The sequence below is a fragment of the Jeotgalibacillus sp. ET6 genome, from assembly GCF_029667115.1.
Classification (GTDB): domain Bacteria; phylum Bacillota; class Bacilli; order Bacillales; family Jeotgalibacillaceae; genus Jeotgalibacillus.
In genome coordinates this window covers 447,053-472,508 of record NZ_JARUIU010000003.1, presented here as the reverse complement: position 1 = coordinate 472,508, position 25,456 = coordinate 447,053, and the positions used below count along the sequence as shown (strand labels likewise).

The 25,456-nt window shown below is 42.4% G+C and carries 26 protein-coding genes and 1 pseudogene; 21 read left to right on the top strand and 6 right to left on the bottom strand.

Annotation, left to right across the window (positions count from 1 at the left end):
• The first annotated feature begins 162 nt into the window (after positions 1-162).
• The 16 genes and pseudogenes from P6709_RS11230 to P6709_RS11155 all read left to right on the top strand — a co-directional run bounded on the left by P6709_RS11230 (position 163) and on the right by P6709_RS11155 (position 14,629).
• A complete protein-coding gene (locus P6709_RS11230; RefSeq protein WP_278241017.1) occupies positions 163-744 on the top strand; it encodes a TVP38/TMEM64 family protein in 582 nt (193 codons plus the stop codon).
• Between the two features lie 372 nt (positions 745-1,116).
• The gene (locus P6709_RS11225; RefSeq protein ID WP_278241066.1) at positions 1,117-3,213 is read left to right on the top strand and encodes an acyltransferase family protein; all 2,097 of its coding nucleotides are present in this window, start codon (positions 1,117-1,119) and stop codon (positions 3,211-3,213) included.
• Between the two features lie 416 nt (positions 3,214-3,629).
• On the top strand, positions 3,630-4,550 hold the full coding sequence (locus P6709_RS11220) for a DMT family transporter (protein WP_278241016.1): 921 nt from the start codon (positions 3,630-3,632) through the stop codon (positions 4,548-4,550).
• A gap of 70 nt (positions 4,551-4,620) precedes the next feature.
• Positions 4,621-4,806 carry a hypothetical protein gene (locus P6709_RS11215; RefSeq protein ID WP_278241015.1) on the top strand — a complete coding sequence of 62 codons (186 nt, stop codon included), beginning with the start codon at positions 4,621-4,623 and terminating at the stop codon, positions 4,804-4,806.
• A 137-nt stretch (positions 4,807-4,943) separates the two neighbouring features.
• Complete coding sequence (locus P6709_RS11210) at positions 4,944-6,479, top strand: flotillin family protein (protein WP_278241014.1); 1,536 nt, start codon at positions 4,944-4,946, stop codon at positions 6,477-6,479.
• A 93-nt stretch (positions 6,480-6,572) separates the two neighbouring features.
• Positions 6,573-6,827: a hypothetical protein gene (locus P6709_RS11205; protein ID WP_278241013.1), complete on the top strand. Its 255-nt coding sequence runs from the start codon at positions 6,573-6,575 to the stop codon at positions 6,825-6,827.
• Between the two features lie 107 nt (positions 6,828-6,934).
• Positions 6,935-7,720, top strand: coding sequence for a molybdate ABC transporter substrate-binding protein (gene modA, locus P6709_RS11200; RefSeq protein ID WP_278241012.1), 786 nt, complete (start codon positions 6,935-6,937; stop codon positions 7,718-7,720).
• The gene (modB, locus tag P6709_RS11195) at positions 7,721-8,377 is read left to right on the top strand and encodes a molybdate ABC transporter permease subunit (protein WP_278241011.1); all 657 of its coding nucleotides are present in this window, start codon (positions 7,721-7,723) and stop codon (positions 8,375-8,377) included. It abuts the gene before it with no gap.
• A gap of 109 nt (positions 8,378-8,486) precedes the next feature.
• Positions 8,487-9,155, top strand: coding sequence for a response regulator transcription factor (locus P6709_RS11190; protein ID WP_278241010.1), 669 nt, complete (start codon positions 8,487-8,489; stop codon positions 9,153-9,155).
• Positions 9,152-10,516 (top strand): sensor histidine kinase, encoded by a 1,365-nt coding sequence (locus P6709_RS11185; protein WP_278241009.1) that lies wholly within the window; start codon positions 9,152-9,154, stop codon positions 10,514-10,516. The genes P6709_RS11190 and P6709_RS11185 overlap by 4 nt, the downstream gene beginning before the upstream one ends.
• A gap of 118 nt (positions 10,517-10,634) precedes the next feature.
• Positions 10,635-11,546, top strand: a complete 912-nt coding sequence (locus P6709_RS11180) for an ABC transporter ATP-binding protein (protein ID WP_278241008.1) — start codon at positions 10,635-10,637, stop codon at positions 11,544-11,546.
• The gene (locus tag P6709_RS11175) at positions 11,543-12,253 is read left to right on the top strand and encodes an ABC transporter permease (RefSeq protein WP_278241007.1); all 711 of its coding nucleotides are present in this window, start codon (positions 11,543-11,545) and stop codon (positions 12,251-12,253) included. Before P6709_RS11180 ends, P6709_RS11175 begins: the two co-directional genes overlap by 4 nt.
• Entirely contained in the window at positions 12,254-12,985 is a 732-nt protein-coding gene (locus P6709_RS11170; protein ID WP_278241006.1) for an ABC transporter permease, read from the top strand. It abuts the gene before it with no gap.
• A 171-nt stretch (positions 12,986-13,156) separates the two neighbouring features.
• Entirely contained in the window at positions 13,157-13,654 is a 498-nt protein-coding gene (locus P6709_RS11165; protein ID WP_278241005.1) for a hypothetical protein, read from the top strand.
• Between the two features lie 95 nt (positions 13,655-13,749).
• Positions 13,750-13,935 (top strand): annotated as a pseudogene (locus tag P6709_RS11160) (DUF4177 domain-containing protein); the annotation flags it as partial.
• Between the two features lie 19 nt (positions 13,936-13,954).
• Positions 13,955-14,629: an O-methyltransferase gene (locus P6709_RS11155; protein WP_278241004.1), complete on the top strand. Its 675-nt coding sequence runs from the start codon at positions 13,955-13,957 to the stop codon at positions 14,627-14,629.
• 39 nt (positions 14,630-14,668) lie between these two features.
• Here the strand turns inward: P6709_RS11155 and P6709_RS11150 are convergent, their stop codons facing one another.
• Positions 14,669-14,995 (bottom strand): winged helix-turn-helix transcriptional regulator, encoded by a 327-nt coding sequence (locus tag P6709_RS11150; RefSeq protein WP_278241003.1) that lies wholly within the window; start codon positions 14,993-14,995, stop codon positions 14,669-14,671.
• A 343-nt stretch (positions 14,996-15,338) separates the two neighbouring features.
• Here P6709_RS11150 and P6709_RS11145 point away from each other — a divergent pair, with 343 nt between their 5' ends.
• The 4 genes from P6709_RS11145 (at position 15,339) to yunB (ending at position 19,201) form a co-directional block, all read left to right on the top strand.
• Positions 15,339-16,538: an MFS transporter gene (locus P6709_RS11145; protein ID WP_278241002.1), complete on the top strand. Its 1,200-nt coding sequence runs from the start codon at positions 15,339-15,341 to the stop codon at positions 16,536-16,538.
• A gap of 285 nt (positions 16,539-16,823) precedes the next feature.
• Positions 16,824-17,528, top strand: coding sequence for a hypothetical protein (locus tag P6709_RS11140; RefSeq protein ID WP_278241001.1), 705 nt, complete (start codon positions 16,824-16,826; stop codon positions 17,526-17,528).
• The gene (locus tag P6709_RS11135) at positions 17,525-18,379 is read left to right on the top strand and encodes a hypothetical protein (RefSeq protein ID WP_278241000.1); all 855 of its coding nucleotides are present in this window, start codon (positions 17,525-17,527) and stop codon (positions 18,377-18,379) included. Before P6709_RS11140 ends, P6709_RS11135 begins: the two co-directional genes overlap by 4 nt.
• A 120-nt stretch (positions 18,380-18,499) precedes the next feature.
• Entirely contained in the window at positions 18,500-19,201 is a 702-nt protein-coding gene (gene yunB, locus P6709_RS11130; protein WP_278240999.1) for a sporulation protein YunB, read from the top strand.
• Between the two features lie 38 nt (positions 19,202-19,239).
• On the opposite strand, the gene P6709_RS11125 is transcribed toward yunB, so the two are convergent.
• The 4 genes from P6709_RS11125 to P6709_RS11110 all read right to left on the bottom strand — a co-directional run bounded on the left by P6709_RS11125 (position 19,240) and on the right by P6709_RS11110 (position 23,498).
• Positions 19,240-20,565: a hemolysin family protein gene (locus P6709_RS11125; RefSeq protein WP_278240998.1), complete on the bottom strand. Its 1,326-nt coding sequence runs from the start codon at positions 20,563-20,565 to the stop codon at positions 19,240-19,242.
• Between the two features lie 137 nt (positions 20,566-20,702).
• Positions 20,703-22,013, bottom strand: coding sequence for a hemolysin family protein (locus P6709_RS11120; RefSeq protein WP_278240997.1), 1,311 nt, complete (start codon positions 22,011-22,013; stop codon positions 20,703-20,705).
• A 37-nt stretch (positions 22,014-22,050) separates the two neighbouring features.
• The gene (locus P6709_RS11115; protein WP_278241065.1) at positions 22,051-22,461 is read right to left on the bottom strand and encodes a MerR family transcriptional regulator; all 411 of its coding nucleotides are present in this window, start codon (positions 22,459-22,461) and stop codon (positions 22,051-22,053) included.
• A gap of 257 nt (positions 22,462-22,718) precedes the next feature.
• Positions 22,719-23,498 (bottom strand): hypothetical protein, encoded by a 780-nt coding sequence (locus P6709_RS11110; RefSeq protein WP_278240996.1) that lies wholly within the window; start codon positions 23,496-23,498, stop codon positions 22,719-22,721.
• 185 nt (positions 23,499-23,683) lie between these two features.
• On the opposite strand from P6709_RS11110, the gene P6709_RS11105 reads away from it, so the two are divergent.
• Positions 23,684-24,460, top strand: coding sequence for a GNAT family N-acetyltransferase (locus tag P6709_RS11105; RefSeq protein WP_278240995.1), 777 nt, complete (start codon positions 23,684-23,686; stop codon positions 24,458-24,460).
• Between the two features lie 48 nt (positions 24,461-24,508).
• Here P6709_RS11105 and P6709_RS11100 read toward each other — a convergent pair whose 3' ends face one another.
• Positions 24,509-25,264, bottom strand: a complete 756-nt coding sequence (locus P6709_RS11100) for an RsbR, positive regulator of sigma-B (protein ID WP_278240994.1) — start codon at positions 25,262-25,264, stop codon at positions 24,509-24,511.
• Positions 25,265-25,456: the final 192 nt, after the last annotated feature.

Below are 25,456 nucleotides of genomic sequence, written 5' to 3'. Positions count from 1 at the left end.
GCATACGACTGATCAGTAGAATAAACTCATTATTTGAGTGGAGTAGAAATTTTAAAGAAATCGTCCCCGCCTGAAGCGAAGTGACACACAATTGTTCCAGGTTATTTATTATTCTTTCAATAATCCCCCAATCAGTTTGTTATTGTGTAAAATAAATACGAAGTGATTTTTAGAAAGGGTGAAAGAAACCTGGATACGATTTTAATAGAATGGTTTCAACAGCATCCTTCGCTGGCTATTGGCATCAGTCTGCTTGCAAACGTAGTGATAAGTGTGTTCGCCGTTATCCCCAGTTTCTTTCTTACAACAGCGAATATCGCTTTTTTTGGTTTTGAGCAGGGCTTGTTTATTTCATTTGCAGGAGAGGTTTTAGGAGCAATTGTCAGCTTTTATCTATATAAAAAAGGTATTCTGTTATTGAAAGAGCGTGGAAAAACCAAATATGTTAAGTGGTTTAAACGATTTGAGCAGTTGAAGGGGATAAAAGCATTTGGTTTAGTCCTAGCCCTGCGCTTGCTGCCTTTCATGCCTTCAGGACTTGTTACATTGCTGGCAGCAACAAGCTCCATGGGGGCTCTGTCTTTTATTGCGGCAAGTGCTATAGGGAAAATACCGGCTGTTGCATTAGAAGCGTTTGGTGCAAATCAGCTGCTGCTTTTAAATGAGAATATGATTTGGTTTGTGTCAGCGATTGCCTTGATACTAATCTTTGTATCTCTCAGGGTGTCTTCACGTCCACAATAGCAAATAAGAGGATTAGCAGAAAGACCAGGTACATGAAATTTTTTGTGCTATGAATGTAAACCTTTGGATACAGAGGTCTACGTTCATGGCTTTTTGGCTTTTAATAATTTTCGTTTTGATGATGTGGCAAGTGGTGACCACGACCATAGTGAGATACAGAAATAGTTCACCAACATAATCAAATTTTCATGAAAAAGGTTTGATAGATTAAGTCTAGCTAGTAGATTTGTTAACTTATCAGTCATGTAATTTCTCTGCTATTCTTCAAAAATTGATAAATCTTCATACATATTATGACAACATGTATTAAATATGATACCATAAGTAACGTGTTTGTTATTATTGTAATGGGAGTGAAATTATTTGCAGGACATGCCTAAGCAAAGAAAGATTCGTGCGGAGCTGGAGGGCTTGCGTGCTATAGCGGCCATACTGGTTGCCATTTATCATATATGGTTTAACCGTGTTTCTGGCGGAGTTGATGTATTTTTTGTAGTCTCTGGATTTTTAATAACCACCTCTCTTTTATCCATGTACAAGAGAAACGGAAAGATTTTATATTTTTCATACGTAGTTAAACTGTTAAAACGATTAATACCAACTGCATGGGTGATTGGTATTATTACTTTTTTAGCAAGCTTGGTTCTGCTGCCGCTTTTTACAAGATACCAAGTTTTAAGTGAATTTTTAGCATCTGCTTTTTATTTTCAAAATTGGAGATTAGCGATCGATGCAGTTGATTATTTAGCACAAAATAACGACGCTTCACCCTATCAGCATTTTTGGGCATTGAGCATACAGTTTCAATTTTACTTGCTGTGGCTGATCCTGTTTTTTGTTGCAGTTTCTTTAAGAAAACTCTTAAAAATCGATATGAAAAAAATACTTATTGCTACAATTAGTATTGTAATTGCAGCATCACTTACTTATTCCATTTATTTGACAAGCGTTAATCAACCAGTGGCTTACTATCACACCTTTACACGAGTGTGGGAATTTGGTATTGGCGGGATTCTGTCTTTAGTCATTCATAGAATTACTGTGAAGAAACCAATTGCCTGGGTGATGGGCTGGGCTGGATTGATTGGCTTACTTAGTGGTGGAATATTATTTCAGGTATCAGATGTATTCCCGGGTTATGCAGCATTGTGGCCAGTTTTATCTGCAGTGTTCATTATTATTGCAGGAAATCACGCAGAACGATTTAGTGCATATAAAGTGTTGAGCTGGAAGCCGTTTGTTAAATTTGGCGGGATATCATATGCATTTTATTTATGGCATTGGCCTCTATTAATCTTCTATTATGCATATTTTGATGTAGAAAATGTTTCTATCTTAAATGGATTAGCAATCATGGTGATTGCCGCAATTTTAGCTTATTTAACCATAGCACTGATTGAAAAACCAATTCGAACGGCGGAAATTCCTGTGTGGAAAACTGCTGGGGCTATTCTTGCGTTCTCAAGTATATTACTCATCTCAACTCAGCTGTATCAAAATAACGTATTAGAACAAAAAGAAGCAGAGGATGTTTCTGGTTCAATAGAGATTGCAGCGGAGGATACGGACTTAGTGGAAAATGAAGAACCAGTAGTTGTTCCTTCAAATCCAGGGGCCTTAATCAAAGCGTATTCCGACGATCTGCAAGGAGATCAGCCATTTGATGCTGGCTTTTTGCCAAGGTTGGATAATGCTTCTCAGGACAGAGCAGATATCTATCCTGATAGCTGCATTCTAGGTAATAAAGCCACGGATCCAAGAGTTTGTGAATATGGAGACGTTGAAAATTACACGAAAACCATTTCACTGGTAGGCGGGTCACATGCTGCTCATTGGCATCCCATGCTAATGGAAGCAATGAAAGACGAGAATATCCGAATAAAAACGTATCTAAAGGGAAATTGCCGGTTCACAACAAAAGTAGAATCAAAATACACGGAGTGCAACGATTGGTTCGCCAATGTTACGCAATTACTGATAGAGGATAAGCCTGATTTAATCTTTTCAGTAGGTGACGCTGGTAAAGGCGATGATCACTTCGACGTTGTACCAGAGGGCTTTATAGATGCATGGGAATTATTCGATTCTCATGACATACCACTCTTCTTAGTGAGAGATACACCGTGGTATAGTCAAAGTGTATTAAAATGTATTAATGATAACGTGGAAAACCCTGAGGAATGTAAAGAGGATCGGGATGAAGTGATCAGAGACCCAAGTCCGATGTCTCTAATTGAAACGTTCCCGGATAATGTGACAACCATGGATCTGACGGATTACTTTTGTGATGAAGAGTACTGCTATTATGTAGTAGGAAATGTCATTACACATTTTGATAGTAACCATTTAACTGCAACATTCTCCAGGACGCTTGCTCCAATAATGAAAGATAAGGTAATGGAAGCTTTAGGAGAAACAAGTACAGTAACCGATACGGATGAATCGGATTTACCGATAAGTGAATCATAAATGAAAGAGGCTGGGTCACAACTCATAAAAGTTTAAAAAAAGAGGATATATTTATTACTAGTAGTAGGTGAGCGGAGCGGAAGGTGGCGACTCCTGCAGGATATGACGGCAAGCTGAGACTTTACAGGGCAAGGCCCTGAAAAGGCTCAGCGCCGTCCCTGCGGAAAGCGTACGCCTGAAGCGAAGTGAACCGGTCGTAGAGCTTGAGACACTTATGTCCCAAGCTCTTTTTTTACATATGCCATAATCTTTAACGTAAGCAGGTTTCCCTGATTGGTATTTATTGTATAATGAGTAAAGAAGATCACGGCTTTGTTATTAAAAAGATCCTGATTAAAGCAGATGGAATACAACTAAATAATAGATTAGTAGAATAAAGAAGGTAAAAGAACTTATTTGTTTAAAGGAGAATCATCATGAAGCTATATGGGGCACTTATTCTATTGAGTTTAATTTGGGGTCTTTCGTTCGTCTTTATAGAAGAATTGATTTCAAGTGCGGGAGTGTGGGGGACCGTTTTTATCAGGTGTCTTGCAGGAGCTGTTATCCTGATTCCCGTTCTTTTTCTAAAGAAGAAACCTGTAAAAAAAGCGGGTCCCCTTCCATGGAAAGCAATTATAACCGTTGGTGTGTTTAATGCAGGGCTGCCCTGGGGATTAATTGCGCTAAGTCAGACTGAAATTACCAGCAGTGCTGCTGCAGTATTAAATGCCTCAACGCCTATTCTTACTGCGCTGATGGGGTTTGCTGTTTTTTCTGTACTGTTGAATAAACGGCAGTGGGGCGGCATTGTCTTAGGCTTCATTGGGATTTTGATCCTGATGGATTTTCAAGTTGGAGAGATTTTTACAGGACATTTTATCGGGATCGGTACAATGATTCTCGCAGCCGCCTGCTATGGGTTTTCTTCTCAATTTTCCAGAAGGTATTTAAAAGAAGTAAACGTATTTGTGCTGACCGCTTTATCTTTGCTCGTTGGTGCTGCGATCGGCGGGATTGGGGCTTTCCTTACCACTCCATCTTTCTTTGCTGTATTAATTGAAGCAATTGATCCGGTGTTTATTGCTGCTGTGATAGGGCTTGGATGTCTGGGATCCGGAATTGCTCATCTGCTTTTCTATTACTTAATTAATGAGGGCGGCGCTGAATTTGCGACTACTGTAACGTATCTTGTTCCCCTGACTGCAATCCTTTGGGGGCATGTTCTGCTGGAAGAGGCGATTTCGAGGAATTTAATGGTGGGTCTGGCTGTGATTTTCCTTGGTGTTTTTCTTGCAAATCAAAAACCAAAATGGAACAGGCAGGCAGATAAAACGCTCGAAAGAAAACAGGCATAAGCACCCGCTCAAAACGTTCTAATCCGAAGAAAAAAGGGTATTTCAATTTTAAAACGGAGGAGGAGAAAGAATGGACGTGTCTTTTTGGCTGTCAGTTTACTTCATCTTAGTTGGCTTTGTTATTCTCGTGTTTAGCAAATGGATCGTTGAAAAGAAGCAAAAAGCTACCACTCCTTTTATGGTAGGGTGGATTATGGCCGCTTCACTTTGGGGATCCGTAAGTGTTCTTCTGGTTCCTTTTTATCTTTTTAAATAGATTCTATCTGTCATTCGTTTGGAAAAGTTGACTTAAATTTGGAACCTTTCTCCTTTTGTTCCGTAGATATAGTCGGAATCATTTATTTTTTCTGAAGGATATCTTTAGAAAAACAAATAGAAGGAGGAAAATACATAATGGAAATGCTTCAGGCACTCTCGATTATTATTCCCATTTTGGTCGTGCTGGCGATTGTTGGAGTCATCGTATTTATTTACTACAAAATTCGCTACAGAACGGCACGATCGAATCAGGCACTTATTATTACAGGACCTAAATTGGGGGATACAGAGAAGGAAACGAATATATTTACCGATTTAGAAGGACGTTCAATGAAAATTATCCGGGGCGGCGGTCATTTACTACGAATGCACCAAACCGCTACGCCTGTGGAACTGACGTCCTTTCAGCTCAAACTGACCACTCCCCGAGTGTATACAAACGGCGGTGTTCCGATTGTGGCGGACGCGGTTGCGATGGTCAAGGTTGCCGATACGCTCAAAGGAATCGCTAACTATGCGGAGCAGTTTCTCGGAAAAAAATCAGAAGAATTGGAAGAAGAAATCTCAGAGGTTCTGAGTGCGAACCTGCGGGCTATTTTATCAAAAATGACGGTTGAGCAAATTAACGAAGATCGGGAATCGTTTAATGCACAGGTAACAGACGTGGCTCAAAAGCAGCTTGACGATATGGGATTCAGGATCACATCACTTGGGCTGACAGATCTCCGTGATGCAGACAGTGAAAATGGTTATCTTGAAAATCTTGGCCGTCCACGAATTGCGGAGGTTCGTAAGCTGGCAGAGATCGCAGAAGCAAACAGTGAAAAAGAAACACGAATTCAGCGTGCGAACTCTGATAAAGAAGCAAAAGAAGAAGAATACAAGCGCGAAACGGAAATTGCCGCTGCACAAAAAATTAAAGACCTGAAAGATGCGGCTATTAAGGAAGAAACCGAACGCGCACGGGCAAAATCAGAACAATCCTACACGCTAGAAAAAGCAAAGCTTGATAAACAGGTGCAGGAAGAGGAGCTTGGGCTGGTAGCTAAGCGCAAAGAAGAAGAGCTGCGCATCCAGCAGTATGAACGTTCCCGTCAGGTAGAAATCGAAGAGGAAGAAAACAAAATCCGCAGAGCAAAATCAGATGCGGACTACTATACGGTTACGAGACAAGCAGAAGCAGACGCGCGCAAAGCTGAAATTGACGGGGAAGCAAAAGCGAGAATCAAGCGGGAAGAAGGTCTTGCTGAAGCACAGGTTATCCTTGAACGCGGTAAAGCGGAAGCGGAATCAAGACGTCTCCTGACTGAAGCGATTGCCCAGCATGGAGAAGTTATTCTGGCAGAGAAACTCATTGAAATGCTGCCGGTTTATGCAGAGAAAATTGCACAGCCATTATCCAATATTGATTCGGTGAAAATTATTGATACAGGCAACGGGGACGGTGTCTCAGCTTATGGAAAAAGCATCACTCAGACAATGGTTGCTCTCCAGGAGCCATTAAAGGAACTCGTAGGAATTGATGTTTCCAAGCTTCTTTCGGATGTAGTGAACCGTGGGAATACCCATACAGTTGTTTCTGAAAAAGAAAAGGGACAAGCCTCTCAAAATGATGCCCAGCCTCCTGCAGCTCAGGGGCCGCAGCCTGAAGAGACAAATAGAGAAGACTGAACACTAACTACTTCATAGAAAATAAACTTGGAAGAGGTTGAGACTCAAAAGTTCTCAACCTCTTCTTGTACTTAACGTGAGGGAGGATACGATATGAAGTTGGTGACGCTGCTTGAAATAATCGCTTTTATGGTCATGTTTGGCTGGTTTCTCTATACAGTAGACACGATGATGGAAAATCGCTTGATTGCTTTATTTACTTACATGGGGATTAGCGGAGTCATTGTAATCGTTTTCAATCAGCTCGGAGAAAAAATTCCCTTCCTGCAAAAGCGATTGGATAAAAGGATATGTTTGCTGCTTATCTTTTCACTCATCTTGATTCCAATCTTAGTATTAATGAACTAACTGAAGGCTGTCTTTCAGGTGCAAAATCAGTACCGCGGCTTCCCGTTGTCCAGACAGATGTTCTTTCGCTATAATTAATTATATCAACCAGGAAGGGAAGAACCTGCATGATGATACGAATTCGGCCAATGCTCCTGCTTGTGTTTGTCGTGCTGGTGACAGCGGCCTGCTCGCCTGAAACAGAAAATCAGGAGAAGGAATCCGTTGAGCTGACCATTTCAGCAGCTTCAAGCCTTCAGGATGCATTGAGAAAAATCAAAACAGAATTTGAGCATGACTATCCATACATAACCATTCAGTATAATTTTGCTTCTTCCGGAACGCTTCAGCAGCAGATCTCTCAGGGGGCGCCAGTCGATGTGTTTCTATCTGCTGCAGCAGAAACATTTGATCCGCTGGTGGAAGAGGGACTGATTGATTCAGATCAATCAGTTGATCTGCTGGGCAATGAAATCGTCCTCATCGTGCCAAAAGGGGCGCAAGGTAAGTTTGCGTCGTTTGAAGAAGTCGTTCATGCAGAGCGAATTGCCATTGGCACTCCTGACTCTGTCCCCGCAGGCATCTACGGGAAAGAGGTGCTTGAAAGTGTATCTGTTTGGAACCAGGTTGAAGGCAGCTTAATCTTTGCCAAAGATGTGAGGCAGGTTCTGACGTATGTGGAAACGAATAATGTGGATGCAGGCATCGTGTATAAAACCGATGCACTTCGTTCAGACAAAGTCGAGGTTGCTGCTGAAGCGGCTGAACAAGACCATTCTCCAATCGTATATCCGGCTGGGGTTGTGAGCTCGGGTAATCATCCGGAGGAAGCAGCGCTTTTCTATCATTACATACAAAACGATCAATCAATGAAGATGTTTAAAGAATATGGATTTAAGGATTTGAGTGAATAAATGACACAGGATTTCTGGGGACCCGTCCGATTATCAATTGAAATAGCCTCTGTATCGAGCTTGTTTGTCCTGATCTTTGGGCTGCTGCTCGGAAACTTTATGGCAAATAGAAAATTTAAAGGAAAGACGCTCGTTGAAACTTTCTTTCTTCTGCCTCTGGTCCTGCCCCCCTCTGTCGTTGGTTTTCTGCTGATTGTCATTTTCGGCCGCAGCAGTCCGGTTGGGCAATCGATAGAATGGCTGTTTGATCAACCTGTCATGTTTACCTGGTGGGCCGCCGTGATCGCTTCCTCTGTGGTCGCATTTCCGCTTATGTATCAATCATCGAAAACCGGTTTTGAGTCGATCGATGAAGATATTCAGCGGGCAGCACGAGTCGATGGTGCGGGGGAGTTGGCGCTATTTTTTTATGTTTCAGTGCCCCTTGCCGTAAAAGCCATTGTTGCAGGCGGCATCTTAAGCTTTGCCAGAGCTTTAGGCGAGTTTGGAGCGACGCTGATGTTTGCGGGCAATATCCCGGGAAGGACCCAGACCGTTCCGACTGCCATTTATATGGCGATTGATTCCGGGAACATGGAGCTGGCCTGGCTCTGGGTGGCCTGTATGGTGGGACTTTCATTTTTTATGCTCATCCTGGTCAATCTCATACGAACGTAAAAAGCAATCAGATTTTGTCTTGCGAAAAATCCGATTGCTTTTTCGTTTACATTTAATAGAAAAATGGTAGGTTAGAAGAAAGGGAAATATAGTAAGGGGAGTTTGCGGGATGGTTCATATTTTATACATAGAGGATGAACGGGAAATTGGCGGCTGGGTTACAAAAGAGTTAACAGAAAAAGGATACATGGTCACATGGCTTGAGTCGGGGGAGCAGATAGAAACACACCTCAAAAAAGCGGATCTCGCTATTCTTGATGTGATGCTTCCGGGCCTTGATGGATTCTCAATTGGAAAACGCATCAAAAAAGAGAATGCTTCAATACCCGTGCTGATGCTCTCTGCACGAACCGCGATGGAAGATAAAATAGAAGGATTAAGCTTTGCAGATGACTATTTAACAAAGCCTTTTCACCCTGATGAGCTTGTGGCGCGGATTGAAGTGCTGCTGCGGAGGTTTCAAAAGCATGATGACGTTCTGAACTTGAAGCATCTGACTTTATATACAAAAGATATGAGGGCTGTTCACAAGAAAACAGGTGAAGAGATCCAGCTGACAGGAAAACAGTATTATTTATTTCAGTTTTTTATCCGTCATTTAAATCAAATTCTCACCAAGGAGCAGCTTTATGAAGGGGTATGGGGTGAAACGTACATTGAAGGGGACAAAACGCTGATGGTGCACATTCGATATCTTCGTGAAAAAATCGAGCAGAACCCGGCGCGACCTGAAATCATTGAAACAATCCGTGGGATCGGATACAGGGTGAGGGGATGAAGAATTTTTTCCGCTCTCTGTTAGCTAAATATATGCTCATTATTTTAATGGCCCTGTTTCTTTTTCAAGCAGGATATATTCTGATTGCCGCCTTTGCAATGGGGTTAGAAGAAAATATAACAAGTGAAACACGCTCTGAAATGAAGAACGAAACTGAAGTTGAAGAAAGCTGGCATGTGGATGCGAACAGCTTATCACCTGTTTCTGCCCAAACGGTGGGAGAGCTATTTGCAAAATGGAAGAAAGAGTACCCTGAGGCCTCCATGTTCTGGGTAGACGGTGAAGGTCAGCTGGCGGAAGAGCTCGACACCGATGACTCACTGCCTGCTCAATGGTCGTCCTCTTATACAGCCCAGTTTATAAAGGATCGTTATGATAGAAACCCCTATACGGTCCTTGCACTGATTGGAGAAGAAGCTGATCAGGGGTTTCTTGTGTTTGAAATCCCGAGATCGGTCTTTAACCCGCCAATCACGCAGGTCTATGATCAATATGGAACTTATTTAGTGGGTGGCTTAGTGATCCTGGTTCTTGTGTTTATTTCCCTGTCATTTCTCTTTTTTCGCGGAATACGAAAAAGGCTGCTTCATCTTCAGTCTGCGATGGAACTGAGAGATACAGACGGGCTGCCTGTCCAGCTTGAAATAAAAAAGAAAGACGAAATCGGACAGCTGGAGGAATCCTTTAACCAGATGGTGCAGGAGCTGAGAGAAAGCAGAAAGCGGGAACAAAAGGAAGAGCAGCTGCGAAGGGAGCTGATCGCCAATTTGTCGCATGATTTAAGAACGCCGCTGACGAAGCTGCGTGCGCAAACCTATTCACTTGCAAAAGAAGAGCTCAGCTGTGATGGGACCAAGGCTGTAAAAGCGCAGGAAGTATCGATTGAGACAATTGACCAGCTGATTGAAAATCTGATGTCCTACACGCTTCTGATGGCGAGCAAGTACAGCAGCGAGCCTCAGGAAATCGACCCTGTACGGTATGTTCGGGAAAGTCTTGCGTTATGGTATCCCGTTTTTGAAAAAGAGGAGTTTGAAATAGAAGTGAATTTGTCGCCGTTTAAGGATGCCGTCTGGATTGTTGATCCGATCTGGCTTGGCCGCATTATCGATAATCTTTTGCAAAATATATTGCGGCATGCAAAAGACGGCAGGTTCGTAGGAGTGGAAACGGAATCAACCAGGGACTATGATGCATTTGTTATTTGGGATAAAGGCAAAGGAATGGGCGGGGAATCCGAAGAACGAGGGGCTGGAATCGGCCTATCCATCGTTGATCTGATGGTAAAGGGAATGGACCTTAAATGGGACATTGAAACAAGCATCCAAGGAACTCACATTAAAATTATAAAAGATAAATAGAGCTTCCGGGAAACGACTTTAGTGTGTTTCCCGGAAGCTTTTTTTAAACAAAATTTAACCTTCGCTCTTACCTGCTTTTAACCTTGCTTCTTTAACATGGAAAGAGAGGTGATGAGAGATGGAATATATCGTAGAAACGAAAAATGCAACAAAGAATTTCGGAAAAGAAAAAGCGGTAGTTGGACTTGATCTGCAGATACCAAAAGGAGAAATTTATGGCTTTCTGGGCCCTAACGGATCTGGCAAAACCACCACTATCCGCATGCTGTTAGGTTTAATGAAGCCGACCTTTGGCTCAGTGCGTATTTTTGGAAAGGACATTAAAAAAGAAAAGATTGAGATACTAAAAAGAGTGGGATCGCTCGTAGAGAATCCCTCCTACTATCCTCATTTAACGGCCTATGAAAATTTAGAAACAAGCAGAAAGATTTTGGGTGTGCCTAAAAAAAGAATCCATGAAGTATTAGCGATTGTCCGCTTGTCAGATGCAGCAAATAAGAAGGTGAAGGGGTTTTCTCTAGGAATGAAACAGCGCCTTGGAATTGCGGCCGCTCTTCTTCACCAACCGGACCTGCTGATTCTCGATGAGCCGACAAACGGTCTTGATCCGTCCGGAATCATTGAAATCCGGGAGCTTATCAAGAGACTCCCAAAAGAAACAGGCATGACGATTTTGCTTTCGAGTCATTTGTTAGCAGAAATTGATCAAATGGCAACCACGGTCGGAATCCTTAGAAAAGGGGAACTGATTTTTCAGGACTCTATTGAAACGATGAGAATGTACGCGAAGCAAACCATTTCCCTAAACGTCAGCAGCAGTGAAAAAGCATGGCGTTCGCTTCTTGCAAAAGGGATTAAGGCTGAATTTGAAAAAGGGACCATTTTATTGTCCGAACGCTCCAATGAAAAAGTGGCTCAGGCTGTGTCATCTCTTGTTCAGGATGGGTTTTCCGTTTACCGTGTGCAGGAAGAAAAAAAGTCGCTTGAGGATATTTTTCTTCAAATGACAAAAGAGGAGCAGGCGGTATGATGGGAAGGCTGATGCAGGCTGAATTTATAAAAATAAAACGAAAAGGCTTTTGGTTTCTGGCTTTTCTAGGTGCATTGGGTGTGGTAGCCATGCAAATGGTAAACTATGGCGTTCGAAAAGACTATTTATTCACACAAAGTGAGGACAGATGGGGCTACTACCTTATGAATATTCACTCGTTCACACCCCTTGCCATTGTGCTCGGGATTGTAATTTTAACTTCTTTTTTATCGAGTGTAGAAAATGAGACCAACGCATGGAAACAGATCATCGCACTTCCGGTATCCAAAAGAATGGTGTATCTGGCTAAATTCACGGTACTCGCCATTGTTCTATTTATTTCATCCTTTTTAATGGGCATCTTCACTCTTTTATACGGCCTCTATTTAGGGCTGGGTGAAGCAATCCCCTCCGCCGACTTGATGCAATACAGTTTTTATCCGTATTTTGCAAGTCTCGCCGTGTTGGCTTTCCAGCTCTGGGTGGCAACCGTCAGCCAAAACCAGGCCATTCCAATTACAATTGGGGTCGTCGGAGTGATCTTCGCTTATTCAGCCTCCGTATTGCCTGACTGGATGATCTGGAAATGGCCGTCCCTTATGAATGAGTGGAATGACCCGATGATAAATGTGTGGTGGGGCCTTGGAGCCGGTGCTTTGCTCTATTTGGCTGGAATGCTTGATTTTACAAGAAGGGATGTGAAGTAAATGCTTGCCCTTATGCAAACAGAGTGGTTTAAATTAAGAAAATCAAAAATTTCATTTATTATTCTTGCAGGTCCCTTTATCGCTTTTTTAGGGGGTTTGACAGTTGATTTTACAGAAGCTGATGCGCCGGGTGTTGAATGGTATTTGATCCTGCTGGCAACCAACTTAGCCTATGCACTATTGTTTCTGCCGTTAATCTCTGGTGTACTAGCCAGCACGATTTGCCGGTATGAGCATCAGGAAGGGGGATGGAAGCAGCTTTTGGCGCTGCCTGTAACAAGAGGGAAGGTATTTTTGTCTAAGTATCTTTTGCTTATGGCAATCGTGCTTGTTATTCAGCTGCTTTATCTGGCAGCCCTTTACAGTGTTGGATTGATTAAAGGTGTAACGGAACCTTTTCCACTCACAATTATATGGAAAAGTGTACTGGGCGGATGGGTTGCAACACTCCCTTTAGTCGCCCTGCAATTATGGCTTTCTATTCTCTTTAAAAGCTATGCTGCACCACTCACCGTGAATGTGGTGTTTACTCTTCCGGCAGTTCTTGCGATTAATTCAGAACGCTTCGGACCATATTACCCTTGGGCTCAGCCTTTTTCCATGATGTATATTTCCGGCGATCCGAACGATTTATTTTTTGTGCCATGGGAACAGCTTTTAACCGTAGTGGGTGGTAGTTTTGTAATTTTTTACCTTATGGGATGGGTGTATTTCCAAAGAAAAGCTATATAGTTTTAATGAGAGCTCTTCCGTTGCAAAATCGAAGAGTTTTTTTGTGGTTCAGGTTGTGCGGAAGGAAATCGAATGCACGAGGGAGAATATATGAGTAGAGATGCATGTGTTTATCGTGAATTCGAAAGGGTAAAATTACCATATAGAATGTTGTGATTGAGGAGTGAGTTCTTGAATAAAAGCAGGATAATGATCTGGTCCGTTTTTGCAAGTTTAGGTCTTGCGCTGCTAATCGTTTATTTAGTTGGAAATGAAGATGCTGAAAATATAGAGGCGCAAATTAAAGAGAGACAGGAGAACTTTGACACCGTCCTCAAGGAAAAGGAAACAAGTTATGGAATGCTCGTTTTTTATTCATTAAAAAAAGAGGAAAGAGGCGGCATTGGCCTGGCGCTATTTCAGGAAGAGAGTGAAGGGAATTGGGTGTATCAGGATGGAACGGCTCATCTGTCCAATTTAAACCGCCGCTCATTTCTCTCAGACTACATTGAAATCAACGATGAAACGAAAGTCGTCTACGGCTATGTACATGATTCTTCTATTAATGAGATTGATTTAGTAAAAGAGACAGAGCTTGAAAATGACACGCTAATGGTTTCGGATTCTCATATTGCCTATACCTTCGTTGAGAAAGATAAAAAAGTAAAAATTCAGCCGGTTGATAACTAGATCTGAAGCATATCAAATATTATTGCTCTGCCTGCAACCTTTATGCTCTTTATCCGTAGAAAGTAAAGAGAAAGGGGAGGGAAGAATACAAGTTTGAAATAATCGATATAGAAGGTTTTAAAGGAATCAGCAGTAAGCCGGCTTGCGATTATCACGATGTCATTCACAAGCATGCTGGAGAAGGATGGGAGCTGGTGCAGATTTTTGCACCGGGAATGGCTTCATACGGCAGTGCGTCCTACATAGAAATAATTTTTTCAAGAGAATACGGTCAAAAGTAGAGAAAAGAGGGGAATCGTGTTGGCGCAATCAAAACAAACATGGACAGAAGTAGATTCTTATATTTCAACGCATTTACATAAGGAAGATCCGGTAATGGATCATGTCCTGCAAACAAACGCTGATTCAGGTCTGCCGGCTATCGATGTAGCGCCGAATCAGGCGAAGTTTCTTCATATTATCGCTCTGATTAAAGGTGCGAGGAGGATTCTTGAGATTGGCACACTTGGCGGATACAGTACGATTTGGCTGGCACGGGCACTGCCTGAGGATGGCAAGCTGATTACGCTTGAATACAATCCGAAGCATGCTGAGGTTGCAAGAGGCAATATTGATTCAGCAGGCTTGGCTTCAAAGGTGGAGATACGTACAGGGCTCGCAAATGATTCTCTCGCAGCCCTGCATGAAGAAGGCGCAGAGCCTTTTGATCTTATTTTCATCGATGCAGATAAGGAAAATCTGCCTGACTACCTTAAATGGTCACGCAAGCTTTCAAAACCGGGCACTGTCATTATTGGTGACAATGTGGTCCGTAATGGAGAAGTTGTTAACGCGTCTTCATCTGATGCCAGTGTGCAGGGAGTGAGGCGTTATTTCGAAGAGATGCTTAGCGAAGAAGGCGTCACGTCCACTGCGCTGCAAACGGTTGGAAGCAAAGGGTACGATGGGTTTTCCATCAGTGTTGTAACGTCATAATAAAAAATCCGAATCTCTTTTTAAAGGATTCGGATTTTTTTATTGAGCAACTTCCTGCTCTGTATGTTCAATATGTGCTTCTCCCCAGCTGCACATCACATCAAGAATAGGCTTTAAAGACCAGCCGTATTCCGTTAATGAGTACACTACTTTAGGGGGGATTTGATCATAAACCAGACGATTGACTACTCCATCTGCTTCTAATTCACGCAGCTGCTGGGTCAGCATCTTTTGTGTGATGCCAGGCATGAGTCTCTTCAATTCACTTGTCCTTTTTTCCCCTTTATCCAAATGACAAAGAATGACAACCTTCCATTTTCCTCCGATTACCTCTAAAGTCGCTTCAACCGGTATATTATAAGGCATCTATTTTCTTCCTCTCTTAAAAATGTCATTTGACAAGATTCCATCATCCAGATGATCATACCATCAATTCTTAAAATTCTAAAGAACTTTATAGAATATACATGCTTTTTATATCCTATCAAATATTACCAATCATTAAGTGAATGAAGGATTTTGAGGTAAAAACCCTTAAAAGATAGGCTGTAACCCGAATAAACAGGAACTTTAAAGTACCTATAGCACTTTAAAGTACGTACTTCCTATTTTGTTTCATCCCCCTCATAATCAAATTCAGAAAGACAGCACGGCAGGCGCCGCCGGGTTTATTTAAATGAAAATTTTTATATAAGGGAGGAATTCTTTTATGAATTCTCATGCACATACAATGGATCAATCAAAGATAAAAGGAGGTTTTCCCGCTCTTATGGCATTGGCCATCAGTGCTTTTGCTATCGGGACAACTGAATTTGTACCTGTCGGATTATTATCGACGATTTCGGATGATCTGGGTATTTCGATTACACTTGCAGGTCTTCTAATCTCCGGTTACGCAATGGGAGTGGCAGTAGGAGCACCTGTATTAACGGCATTAACCAGTAAAGTAAGCCGAAAAACACTGCTTATGTCTCTGATGGTAGTCTTCATCATCGGAAATCTGGTGGCAGCCCTATCGGCAAGCTTTTTCCTTTTACTCATTGCCAGATTTATTACAGCTTTCTCACATGGTATTTTCTTTTCAATCGGAGCGACAATCGCAGCTGATTTGGTTCCCTCTCACAAACGTTCAAGTGCGATTGCCTTCATGTTTACAGGGCTTACAGTAGCTACTGTAACAGGGGTGCCGCTTGGTACGTTTATCGGACAGGCGTTTGGATGGAGAGCAACATTTTTTGGTGTGGCTATTCTGGGACTTATCGGCATGGCAGCGAGTGCCATTCTGGTCCCGAAAAATTTAAAAGAAGCAGCTCCTTCTTCATTTAGTGAACAACTGAAAATTTTAACAAACGGCCGTCTCCTTTTGGCATTTTCCATTACGGCCCTGGGGTATGGAGGAACGTTTGTCGCCTTTACGTATCTCATCCCGCTTCTTGAAAATGTAACAGGCTTCAGTTCTAAATGGGTCAGCATTATTTTACTTGCATATGGGGCTGCTGTTGCAATCGGTAATATCATAGGGGGTAAAGCAACGAATAAAAACCCGCTAAAGGCTTTGTTTTGGATGTTTGTCCTGCAAATGATTGTTCTTGTGCTTCTGACATTTGCTGCCCCCTTTAAAATAGCTGGCCTTATTGCCATTTTTCTTATGGGATTGTTTGCTTTCATGAACGTGCCCGGATTGCAAATTCTAGTGGTAAATCTGGCTGAGAAATATGTGCCTTCAGCGGTAAATGTGGCGTCTGCTTTAAATATTGCGGCATTTAACGTTGGAATTGCCATCGGATCTTTTATTGGTGGATTTGCAGTGGATGGCATCGGCTTAATCCACACCCCGTGGATCGGTGCTGTAATGGTAGCGGGAGCTGTGGCGTTGACAGCGTGGCTCCGGCGTCTGGAAACAGAATAGTGGTGAAAAGGGCTGGTGCCTGCATAGGCGGCGGTGCTTATCGAAAATAGGAGGTGAAGGTAACTCTAATAGGTTTTAGAAGGCTGAGACACCATTGTCCAGCCTTCTTTTGTTTCTAATTCTTAAAATCTCATTATCGAAGACATACTCAGAGCTAGTACTCTTGTGTAAAAAACTCTCTGGCAGGATTCCTATAAGAAATGGAAGAAAAAGAGGGATTTGATCTCCTGCTCTTGAATGACTAGAATGGAATTGAACACGTATTTTTTATCAGGAGCTGAGTAGATGACAAAAAATCGACTAGCCGTTACAGGAATTGTTCTATTAATGATCGGCTTAGCTTACTCCTCCTTTGAAGTAAGTATGAAGTATCTGCAAAGCAAAGAAGCTTCCTATATTCCACAGGAACCATACCGGAAAGAAGCCATATTAGAGGAGGATCTGCAGAGACAGGAACCCTCCAGGATGATCTCTCATATCGCACCGTCAACAGAGGAACAGAAGCTGCCGGTGGAAACGGAAAATCATTATATTGTTTATGAAAATTCTCTATTTGTTACGATGACTAATGGAGATACATGGGTTAGAGTACCGGACGACGAAACGGCGGGCTATGCAAAAATCAGCGATTACCTGGACGGGGTCTCCGCTCAGAGTGTCTATCAAAGGGATGAGAGAATAACCGTTGTCTATGGCGGCCGGGGGGTCGAAAACCTATCGTTGATTACGACTCGGGACAGTGGAGAAGTTTGGAGCGTAGGCAGTGTCCCGAGAACGGCCACTGGCGCATTGGACAAAGGGTATGATGAACTTTTTATTGATTTTTTAGAGGACGGAACAGGGTATCTTGCCGCTGTGCCGGAAGACAATGAGACTTTTTTAGCGTTTAGAAGTGTAAATAACGGTGTAACGTGGGACCCAGTCGAGAATAGAGATGAGCTTTATACAGAAATTCTAAAGCATTTTGAGCTGAGTGGGGTGTCTGAATGATTCGAAATCGAAAGATAAAATGGGTGCTGCTGGTCAGCAGCTTTCTACTGTTTTTATTTCAGGCATTGATCATTGGAATTGCAGAACCGCGCGGCTACATCCTTCTTTATGACTGGATAGTTTATCTGGTTAATTACACAATCATTGTCATGATTCTTCTCATTTATATACAAAATTCATTTATAAGATGGACGGTGCGAATGACAGCGGTCATCGTGGTCGTCAGTACAACGGTCTTTTTAGTATACAAAGGGGATGTTCATCTTGTGGTTGACCGATCAGAGGGCGGACGTCATGAGATGATTCTAAAGGAATACAGCTCAAGAAAGCAGGAAACCATCAGCTTGAAGAGAGTGGCATGGGTTTTTGGGAAACAGACGGATGTACTGACTGGAAGCTCAGACTATAAGACACTTAAGAAAGATACCTATAAAATAGAATGGCACTTCGGGGATACAGCGGTTATTACGTACCAGGCATCACCAGATAAGAATTCTCTTCAGCAGGAAGTGGTCAATTTCAGACCGTCTTCTTATGTCAGCTATCAGAATGCTGTCGTGGGTCTGATGGGGGAATGGGTGGATCGCAACCAGCCCGAACATACCCTTCAGGCTGAAGGCAGTCAATTTGTTTATGCCCGCGATGGTGAACTATTTTATTACCGGGCTGTGGATGCAGAGCAGCATGGGATTTTTGCCGTGACTCTTAAAGGCTATGAACAAAACCCGTCTTTGACTATAGTGCTAAGTCCTGAGGCGGAATTTGGCGACAATAACCTAATTGACGGTTCCATTACTATTCATCCTGTCAGCCTTGAAAGGGTGGATAAAGCCGTATTTGAGAGGGAATAGCTCTCAGGCTCCGCTTGATGTGAAGGAGAGAGTAGAGTGGATGGGGCCTCGGGGGCTAGGCACCTGTTGCGTTTTCGAGGCATATAGTAAGGGAAAACGGGAAAGCTGATGTGACGGAAGATGAAGTTTCGAAAGAAAAATACGATGTCCCTGCGCGCAAGCTTCATGATTTCATTCGTTTTATTTTTACTCTCCTCTTTTTTTAGTGTCTGGCTGATCGATAAGCGAATCGAGCCGAGCATTATGAATATTGCCGAAACCAAGACGCATGATATTGCCATTCAAGCGATTAACGAAGCGGTTTCAGAGGAAATGACCTCCACGCTCGACATTAAAGAACTGATTATTTTTCAGGAAACAAGTGAAGGAACGGCCTACAGCTTCAACCCGATTGTGTATAACAAGCTGGATAATGAAGCATCATCAAGGGTTCAGGAGTTTTTAAACAATGGCTATAAAGCAAAAGAGGCGGAGGCGGCAAATGTAAAACTTGAGGATGACATTATTTATTATATGCCGCTTGGGATGACCACCGATAATTTACTTTTATCGACACTTGGCCCAAGAATTCCAATACAGTTTGAAACCATTGGCAATGTAACGACTACGATTGAAACAACGTTGGAGGAAAGTGGAATAAATAATACGTATTTAGAAATATTCCTTGAAGTGGATGTAGAAATGAAGGTCATCATTCCCTCCATGAGCAAAACGATGGAAGTGAAAAATCTCATTAAGCTCGGGGATTTATTTCTAAAGGGGGACGTACCGGAATATTATGGCGACGTACCAGCGATCGCCAGCGGGGAAGATGGAGAATAGAAAAGAGGCTGAGACACCTTGTCCCAGCCTCCTACTTTTTATTCAGGATCGGTTTCCTGCTCAGTTGTTTTTAAGATTTCCAGTGAAACAAGCAGTGTCTGGTAGTTCTCCATTTCTGCTACTGACAGGCGATAGATTCCTTTTTGAATCGAATAGTCTGATGCATTTTCCTCATTATGGCGCTGAATCCATCCGCCAATCGTATCGATATCCTCACTATCGTCAAACTCGATACCGAACTGCTCTTCAAGTTCTTCAAGCAGCACGCGTCCGTTAATATGATAGGTCGACTCGTCAATCTGCTGAATGTCTAAGAGTTCATCCCCGTCAAATTCATCTCTGATTTCACCAACAATTTCTTCAAGGATATCTTCCATGGTCACAAGGCCGGCTGTACCGCCGTACTCATCAATCACTAATGCAATATGAAGGCGCTGGGACTGCATTTGCAGCAGCACTTCTTTTATTGTCGCGGTTTCATGAACAAACAGCAAATCATGTGTGATGTCTGCAACACTGCTGGCTACCCCATTTGCGAAATTGGTGAGCATTTCTTTCACATTGATAAAGCCAATCACTTGGTCTTTGTCTCCATTTTCTGTGACAGGATAACGGGTATATTGATGCTCGTCAAAGATCGGCAGAATTTCATCCTGGTTAAGATACTGGTCAATGGCGATCATCTGGGTTCTTGGTACCATGATGTCTTTTACAGCCCGGTCGTCAAATGCAAAAATATTGTTCAGGTAGGAAAGCTCCGTCTGATTGATTTCGCCGCCTTTATAGCTTTCCGTTACAATAATCTTCAACTCTTCTTCTGAGTGAGCCTGTTCATGACCTGCCGGCTGTACGCCAAAAGCACGTAGCAATAAGCGGGCAGAGCCGTTTAACGTCCAGATCAGGGGTTTCATAATTTGACCAAACCAGTAGAGGGGACGGGCAAGCAAAAGTGTCATTTTTTCTGCGTATTGAATCGCAAGGGTCTTTGGAGCAAGCTCTCCTACGACCACATGCAAAAATGTGACAAAAGAAAAAGCAATAATAAAGGAAGCTGTAGCAGCAACTGTAGCCGGAACATCGAAATTATCAAATACCGGATACAGCAGACGTTCAACTGTCGGTTTTCCAAGCCAGCCGAGACCAAGGGCCGTTACGGTAATGCCAAGCTGACAGGCAGATAGATAATAATCCAGGTCACTGGAGAGCTTTTTTGCAATAACGGCTGTCTTATTGCCTTCTGTGATTAACTGGTCAAGCCGTGAAGACCTTACCTTTACAACAGCAAACTCTGAACCGACAAAAAAAGCGGTCAGCGCAATTAATAAAACGAGTAAAGACAAATTCAAGACGATTATGGGATCCAATATTCTCCCTCAATAAAGAGGGATTCACCTCCGGGTTAGATTACTTTTCATTTAAAATGCTGAATAGTGCAAGTACTATTGATTACAGGACCTGTTCTTAAGTTCACCGTATGAATCAACTAAGCTTTCAATCATTCTTACACAGATGGATGGTTAAGAAGTTCAAGCTTTAGCTGGAGAATTTGGTGATTGTCCATTTCTATTACAGTCCATCGGGCTTTCTCACCATCAATTGAATCCTTTTCTTCAGGTTCATTATGCTGGTGTTGAAACCATCCGCCGATCGTATCTACATCTTCACTGTCCACAAAGTTTAGAGCAAACTGTTCTTCGAGGTCCTGAAGAAGAACACGTCCGTTAATATAATAAGTTGATGCATCCACCTTTTGAATTTCCGGGAGTTCATCCGTATCAAATTCATCTTGAATTTCTCCGACAATTTCTTCAAGAATATCTTCCATTGTCAGAAGGCCGGCAGTTCCCCCGTATTCATCGATAACAAGTGCAACATGCACCCGTTCAGTCTGCATTTTTAATAAAGCATCCTGTAAGGGAGTAATTTCATTGATCAGGACCAGCTCGTGAAGACTGTCTTCAATCGATTGCTCTCTGCGGGCTGCATAATTAGTCAGCATTTCCTTTACATTTATAAATCCTTTGATGTGGTCCTTATCCCCATCCTCTGTTACAGGGTAACGAGTGAAATGGTGTTCATTTATAACGCCAAGCAATTCTTTATGCGTCATATTTAACGTAAGAGTAACCATTTGCGTGCGGGGCACCATAATATCCTTTGCTACCCGTTCATCAAAGGTGAAGATGTTTTCCATATAAGATAATTCTGTTTCGTTAATTTCACCGCTTTCAAAGCTCTGAGCCATAATGATCTTCAATTCTTCCTCCGAATGAGCCTGTTCATGCCCGGCAGGCTGAACACCAAAGGTGCGGAGAAGCACTCTTGCAGAACCGTTCAAGGTCCAAATAAACGGGTACATGATTTTACCAAACCAATACAACGGTGAAGCAAGAAGCAACGTCATTTTTTCGGCAAACTGAATAGCAAGTGTTTTAGGAGCCAGTTCCCCAATCACGACATGCAAAAAGGTCACAATTGAAAATGCCAGTGCAAATGAGATAATGGCTGCTGCAGAACTTGGAATATTAAAGTTCTCAAACACCGGGTGTAAAATCTTCTCCACTGTCGGTTCACCCAGCCAGCCAAGTCCTAAAGCAGTGACAGTTATACCAAGCTGGCAGGCAGAAAGGTAGTAGTCTAAATCTGTAATTAATTTTTTCGCTGTAATAGCACGTTTATTACCTTCTGAAATTAACTGGTCAATTCGTGACATCCGAACCTTTACCACAGCGAATTCTGAACCGACGAAAAAAGCAGTAGCGGCGATTAGCACGGCTACGAGTACTAAGTTTAATAGTAATATACTGTCCAATGAGTTCCCTCTGAATGAGGGATTCACCTCCGGAAATTTATAATAAGGTTAAAAGCTGGGTAATGACTGTAAGTTTATTGGATAATGTAGTATAAATCATTCGTTTCTCAGATGAAGGAGCGTCCTTCAATGATTCTTCTAATTGAGTAACTTTTTGCTGCAGGCGATCGATTTCTTCCTGTACTTCAAGAAAAAGAGGCTCCTGTTCTTGAGAGCAGCCTTGCTGGAGATGCTCTGAAATTTCATCCAGGGACATTCGCTGGCTTTTTAAAAGCTTTATTCTTTCAAGCGTTTGAAGTACATTTTTTTCGTACATCCGGTAGTTTGATTCCGAACGCACTGATGATAAAAAGCCGTATCGAGTGTAGTAATCAATCGTACGGGTGGAAAGGCCGCTAAGTTTAGCAACCTGACCTATGCGAAGTAATTCCTCCCCAAGGGACAACACCTCCAAGATGCGATAGATTAAAGATACCATAGTTTTGAAAAAAGTATACAGTTCTACGTATCGGTTTTAGTAAATATTTTTTAGTAGTGGGAAAAAATGTTTGGAAAGGGCTGACAAAAGAAGTTGTCATTGGAAGATTGGGTGGGGGCAGGTAAGAGGGTAACGGTTAAGAGTGGATTGGACAATTTTTATTAGCTATAGAAAAACCTGCAGCTTGAAACCATCTCTTAGGGTTTCGTCTGCAGGTTTATTTACCTTTACTGATTAATAAGAAGCTTTACTCTTTGTTCTTCACCATATTCTACATAGTCTGCATCAGACGCAGTAGGAATACGAAGTTCGATGGTTTCCAGTTCCTGAACGGTCGATTTTTCAAGTACATAGACAAGAACTCCGTCGTGGGCCACCTGACCCAGGAATTGTGTATCAGGGTGTTCACTCATGGAGTAATCCGTTTGAAGCTGTTCCTTCGTGTTGGTGATGGCTTTTATTCCTGGAACAAAGAAATCCAAATCCTGATCTACGGTGTTTTCAAAGCCCATTGCAATGGCAAACGCATGAATTTCATCGCCAACCTCACGCTCCCATTGTGCAGCCATCATTTCATCTTTAATTTCAATCGAAACAAGTTCAACGGCATCTATTGAAAACTCAATGGGTCCAACTTCACCGGTATGACCCACTTCGGTATCCTGGTAAACGAATGTTACTTTTTGTTCTTCGTTTTCTTCTGTGTATTCTTCCTCAAGAGCACCATCTGTATCTACTTCAACCACTGCACTGCTTGAGGAGTCCTCTGATGATGTTTCTTCTGTTTCTACTGCTTCGTCAGCCGCTTCGTCAGATGACTCTTCTGCTTCTTCCGCTTCCTCTGTTTCACTGCCTTCTGCAGCTTCTTCGTTTTCTTCAGCCGTCTCTGTTTCAGGAGCTTCTTCTGCCTCAGCTGTGTTGTCCGTTTCTTCCTGTGCATCCTCTGAGCTGCAGGCGCCCAAAACCATCATAGATCCCAATAGTGCTGCCATCCAATACTTTTTCATCGTATTCCTCCTACAATATGTAATTAAAATCTATTATATAGTTCCACAGGAGTGGTTATATAAACCTATTAAAAGAAAATATTAGGAAAAAAAGAAAAATCAGGGTAGGAAAAGGAGGGAGTGAATGTGAAAATGAAGTAAGAGCTTTGATGCATGATACAAGGACGAAGAGGAGGGGAATGAATGTGCAGAAAATAGTTCAGCAGGGAGAGGATCAAACCTTGCGATCGAGACTGCTGGCTTTTCAGCAGTTTGACCGAAATTCAATGAAGGCTGAAACCGGCCAGTTTGGAAGCGCCATTTGTTTTAAGGCGGGAGGAATACCCGGGCCTTCTTTTAACAAGGTGAGGCACCTAACTGCTGAAAACAATTTAGAAGATATAGAAGCATGGTTTGGCACAACTTCTTTTCAAATTGAACTCACGCCTGATGAGGCAACCTCAGATGTATTCCGGCTGCTCCGTCAGCATGAATTTTTCCAATCTGGATTCCACGCTTCCTTTATGGGACTTTCTAAAGAAGCAGCAGAAGCAAAGCAGGAAAATTCCATTTCTATTCAGCAGCTGGGCAACGATGAATTTGAGGATTTCGCCCAAGTGTATGTAAAAAGCTTTGGACTGCCCGACAGCATTAAAGAAGGGGTAAGGCATAATAACGAATGCTTAGCGAATATCGATGGATGGTACTTTCTTAAAGCGTTGGATGGAGAGCATATTGCCGGGGTTGCAGCTCTATATGTTGAAAAAAATGTCGCAGTTCTAGCATCGTCTGCCGTATTGCCGTCCTTTAGAGGCAGAGGAATTCAGCGGGCTTTAATCCAAAAAAGAGCAGAATTGGCTAAGAAGGCAGGGGCAGCCTACATCACAAGTGAAGCTGCATTCTCAAGCGCAAGCCATAAAAATATGATCCGGTGCGGGCTGAACCTTGTCTACACAAAAGCGCTCTATGACAAGGTTACATAACAAAAATAAGCGCTCAATAAACTAGCTGTTTCTTGAGCGCCGATCCTTCTATTCATGTTGAATGATATACTGCAGTCCATCGTACGTGGTGGAAAAAATTAGGACATCTCGTTCCAGACTGGTCATCGCGGCAGCAAGGGAAGCTGGGATGCCAACAATAATGCATTTTGAACCGATTAAGCTGATGCAGTCTATTAATTTTTGAAAATAGTGGGTAACGCCATCTTCACCTACATAAACATCATGTAAACTTAAAAGGACATAATCGATCCCGTCTTTTACACAGCGCTCCAAGACGTTCGTAATAAGCAGGTCAAAACGCTCCATATCAAATTCTCCAATTAAGGGAATGGCAATGGCGTTTTTCCACACTTTTAAAATAGGAGTAGAGAGCGCCTGAATCAGTTTTTCTTTTTCTTTTTCCTCTTCAGCCTTCGTGGTAACATCCATCAGCATCACAACATAGCCTTCTATAGAATCTTTCGTTGGCATAATGGGGGTAATGACAATATCAGCGACAAACTGATTTCGAATCGTGATGCGGGAGCGGTGAGGACCTTTTAATTGTTCCATAATTTTGTGCTGATAGTCAGGACGCTGATGAAAGTGGTTCATACTCATTCCGATCATGTCCTGGCTGTCCTGCAATCCAAACAGCGGCGCGACCGAAGACAATAACTTCTTGGCATGTGAGTTCATCCACATCACTGTATATTGATTATCTGCAATAACAATCGTTTCCCCGATGCTGTCTAACGCATTAAGAGAGGTTATATTCTTAGGAATGTTTCCATATGCACTCATGTGTGATCCCCTATTCACTATAAGATCTATTAAAATGGTTATCTGATAACTTGCCATTTTCAGTATAACTCAATACAGAACGAATCTTGTAGTTTAATCCTATGACTTTAAATAAAAAACTATTTTTAGAACCATCTAAGCTGTTTTAAAGAACGGAAAGAGGATAAAAGATCCGGTTAACAGAATGAAGAC